This window comes from Bradyrhizobium sp. 23 (assembly GCF_023073295.1).
GTDB classification, from domain to species: Bacteria; Pseudomonadota; Alphaproteobacteria; order Rhizobiales; family Xanthobacteraceae; genus Bradyrhizobium; species Bradyrhizobium canariense_D.
In genome coordinates this window covers 55,474-58,605 of record NZ_JADPJF010000132.1, presented here as the reverse complement: position 1 = coordinate 58,605, position 3,132 = coordinate 55,474, and the positions used below count along the sequence as shown (strand labels likewise).

The following is a 3,132-nucleotide window of genomic DNA, read 5'->3' as shown; positions in this document are numbered from 1 at the left end:
CGCGCGCCGCCAGCGGCTTGGTGGGGTCCATGGTGTAGTGCTTGACCACCCGCAGGAACGGCTTGGCCCACCAGGCCTTGGCGATGCCGGTATCAACCGCGAAGCTCGCGTCGATCGGCAGCACGGCGTGCAGGAGCGGGCCGTCGATCAGGCTGACATGATTGGGCGCGATCAGCATGCGCGTGCCAGCAGGCGGCAGGTTCTCCAGCCCGCGGACCTCGGTGCGGAACAGCGCGCGGAACAGCAGCCCGCCAAAGTCGCGCACGCCTTCCTTGCCCCACTTGGTCAGCACGAACCAGACTGCGCCGAAGCTGATGACGCCGAGGCCAAAGAAGATCCAGCCGATGTGCAATCCGCCGGCCTGCAACAGCGCGACGAACAGCGATCCGGCCACCATGAAGGCGGCCTGCAGCACGTTGCCGGCGGCGATAATGCGGGCGCGCTCGGAGGGGGCCGACCAGGCCTGGACGGCGGCGAAGGACGGAACGACGAACAGCCCGCCGCCGAATGCGAAGGCGACGAAGTCGAGCAGCATGCGCAGGCCCGCGAACGAAGTTGCGAAGTCGGCAGCAGTGATGTCCTGGCCCTTGGCGGTCACGCCGATCGCCCAAGCGAGGTCGATGCCGGCAAACCCCATCATGACGGCGCCGATCGGCACCAGCGCGAGGTTTGGTCGAACGTGGCTCAGATTCGCGGCGAACAGCGAGCCGATGGCGATGCCGATTGCGAAGATCGCGAGACACAACGTCACCACGCCCTCGGTGCCGCCGATGACCTCCTTGACCAGCGCCGGCAGCAGCGAGAGCACGATGGCGCCCACCAGCCAGAACCAGGAGACGATCACGGTGCCGTCCCACAGCCGGTGGTCGGCGTGCAGCGTCTTCAACAGGCCGAGCGTCGAGGTCCAGGGATTGGCGTTGACCGGCAGATCGGGTGCAGACGGCGTCGTCGCGGGAATGCGGGAGGCGAAGGTCCAGGACAGCAGGGCCAGCACGACCACGGCCGATGCGACCCAGCCCATATGCGCGGAGCCGGCCACGAACTGGCCACCGGCAACGGTGCCGAGCAGGATGGCCATGAAGGTCGCGCCTTCGACCAGCGCGTTGCCGGTCGCGAGCTCGCCGAGCTCGAGCTGGTCCGGCAGCATCGCGTATTTCACGGGTCCGAACAGCGCGGCGATGGCGCCGAACAGTGCGAGCGCTGCGAACAGCAGCGGCACCGAGTGCAGGAAGAAGCCGGCCGCGGCAAAGCCCGCGGCAAAGATCTCGGCGAATTTGAGCCGCCTTGCGACGAGGGATTTGACGTATTTGTCGGCGAGCTGGCCGCCGAGCCCGGACAGGATGAAATAGGGGAAGATGAACACCGCGCCCGCGACCGTCACCAGCGCATCACCGTGGCCGGTCGCGGCACTGTAAAGCAGGATGATGACGAGTGCGTTCTTGAGCACGTTGTCGTTCAGCGCCGAGAAGAATTGCGCCCAGAACAGCGGCGCGAAGCGGCGTGACGACATCAAATCCCTGATCATGACTAGTCCTGTTTTGGAAACGCTGTCTGAGGTTGTTTCATTGTCGGATGGGCGTCGGGACCCGAGGAGATGCGACGGGCATTTGCGGGTTGACGAACGATCGCCCCGGCCTGCTCTGCGCCTTTACCTTCGGATCCTGTTGGTCTCCGCGTGGCGACGTTTGGTTCGCAAATGGCTGGTCGCGGCTCTATCACGCCCCGGCAAGGAGGCGTGCGCGCCTCAGGTAAGGTGGGCAAGGCGGCGAAAGGGCGAGAGGCGGCCGAGCAGGCTAATGCGGCGGCCCTCATGACGGGCGCGGTCGCGGTTGGCCCGCCACATCGGGAAGGTCACGCGGCGCTCGGTCAGGACGCCGGCAATGTCGCAGGCATTTGCAATGCGATCGATCGGCCCCGTCGCGAACCGCAGGAGGGCGCGGCCAGATCCGGTCACGAGAGCTGTGGCGTCATCGACGAAGGTGGAGGCGATATCAACAGCGAGGGTTTGCATTTTGCAGATCTCCAGGTTAATTTGAACATTGTTCAAATGAGTACCTTGAAAATGAACAATGTTCAAGACGAATCGTTGCGAGACCGAAAAAAATCTCGCCGGCGGCAGCAGATCGTGGAGATCGCTCGCAGCATTATCGCGACTAAGGGGCTGAAATCGTTGAAAGTCCGGGATGTTGCGGACGCCGCAGGCTGCTCGGTTGGGAGCGTCTACAACGAGTTCGGCGACTTCGACGGGGTGATCCTGACCGTGAATCGGGAGACCGTTAAGGAGCTGACGGTGCGGCTGGGCCAGGTTCCCGCCGAGGATCCCGTTCGCCAGCTCTACGGGCTGGCCGCGACCTACCTCGAATTTTTTGCGGAGCACGCCAATCTGCTGCGCTCGCTGTTCGAACATCGGATGGAGGACGACCGCCCTTACCCCGATGACATCCTTCAGATGGTGATGGACGCCTTCGCGCTGATGCATCCACCCCTGGTGCGGCTGCTTCCGAATGCAGACGACGTGCAGATCGCGCTGCTGTCACGCACCCTGTTTTCCGCCGTGCACGGGATCATCTCGCTCGGCCTCGAAGAACGCATGGTAGCCGTGCCGCCGCAGATGCTGCGCCAGCAGGTCGATCAGTTTCTGGATGCGCATCTCGCAGGGCTCGGGATTGTGCCAGTACGATAAAGTGTGGAGCGCTGCTACGCGCTGGCGGCCTTGCGGTGCCGCGAGGTGACGACGACGACGTCCGTCGTCCCGTTGTCGACCTGAACACGGTTGCGTCCGTTCTCCTTGGCGCGATAGCAGGCGGCATCCGCGCGCCGCATCGCGTCCTCGAGCGTGGTGTTGCCGTCGGTGATGCAGGCAACGCCGATGCTGGCGGTCACTGCAAAGCAACGATCGTCCCACGCGAAGACGGATAGCTCGAGCGACCGGCGCAGCCGTTCGGCGATATCCACGGCGTCGTACGGCGTGCTTTGTGGAAGGATTAGGCCGAATTCGTCACCGCCAAGCCGGGCCACCAGGTCATGCGGCCGTCGTTCCTGTTGCAGGAGACGCGAGATCTGGCAGAGCAGGCGGTCGCCGGCGAGATGACCGCAGCTGTCGTTGACGTCCTTGAATTGGTCGAGATCGAG

4 protein-coding genes are annotated in these 3,132 nt (G+C 64.4%); 1 reads left to right on the top strand and 3 read right to left on the bottom strand.

Annotated features, from left to right (window positions below):
- Positions 1 to 1,525, bottom strand: a 1,525-nt coding sequence (locus IVB32_RS31740) for an MFS transporter (RefSeq protein ID WP_247412644.1), incomplete at its 3' end; no start/stop codon positions are given.
- 219 nt (positions 1,526 to 1,744) lie between these two features.
- Positions 1,745 to 2,011, bottom strand: coding sequence for a hypothetical protein (locus IVB32_RS43185; RefSeq protein ID WP_345947073.1), 267 nt, complete (start codon positions 2,009 to 2,011; stop codon positions 1,745 to 1,747).
- Between the two features lie 51 nt (positions 2,012 to 2,062).
- Between IVB32_RS43185 and IVB32_RS31735 the strand changes: the two genes are divergently transcribed.
- Complete coding sequence (locus IVB32_RS31735) at positions 2,063 to 2,683, top strand: TetR/AcrR family transcriptional regulator (protein ID WP_162496297.1); 621 nt, start codon at positions 2,063 to 2,065, stop codon at positions 2,681 to 2,683.
- 14 nt (positions 2,684 to 2,697) lie between these two features.
- Here the strand turns inward: IVB32_RS31735 and IVB32_RS31730 are convergent.
- Positions 2,698 to 3,132 (bottom strand): GGDEF domain-containing protein (locus IVB32_RS31730; RefSeq protein ID WP_247412642.1); only part of this gene is annotated, 435 nt, incomplete at its 5' end.